This is a genomic window from Pseudomonas sp. 67(2021), from assembly GCF_017491835.1.
GTDB classification, from domain to species: Bacteria; Pseudomonadota; Gammaproteobacteria; order Pseudomonadales; family Pseudomonadaceae; genus Aquipseudomonas; species Aquipseudomonas atacamensis.
Genome location: NZ_JAFGYL010000090.1, coordinates 1 through 464 on the forward strand (window position 1 = coordinate 1; position 464 = coordinate 464).

The following is a 464-nucleotide window of genomic DNA, read 5'->3' on the forward strand; positions in this document are numbered from 1 at the left end:
GAAGCTGTTATTTAGGTCGCCTTCTTGGGTCTTTAAATTATAATTAATATCATCACTTTGCGAGAGCAGGCCACCCTGAGCAAGTTGTACACGACCTTCTGCTTTGGCATAGGTTTGGGTTTGATCAATCGTTACGCGTTCAGCACGAATCTGGCGACCTTGCTGGTCAATGATGACATTGCCTTCTAAATAAGAGTCACCTGCTGGATTGTAGTGACCATAATCTGCAGTAATGGTGGATGTAGCCTGATCTGGCGCAACGGTTGCTGCATCTGGAGCAATCGGGGTCACCCAGGTGCCTTCACAATAAGCTGAACTTAAGTATTTTTCCTGCCGCTGCTGTGCCTCAGCTGAGGATTTGTCGACATAGTATTGCGAAAAGAATGCTTCACCTGGATAGGTCTCATTTATGCGCTGTTTGAGTTGTTCTGCATTTACATCGGACGAGACATTTGATGCAGCAT

Annotated in this window: 1 protein-coding gene; it reads right to left on the reverse strand. The window is 45.9% G+C overall.

The features are described from left to right. Positions 1 to 464: LPS export ABC transporter periplasmic protein LptC (lptC, locus tag J5M66_RS26655; RefSeq protein WP_207817548.1), on the reverse strand; the 464-nt coding region annotated here is incomplete at both ends.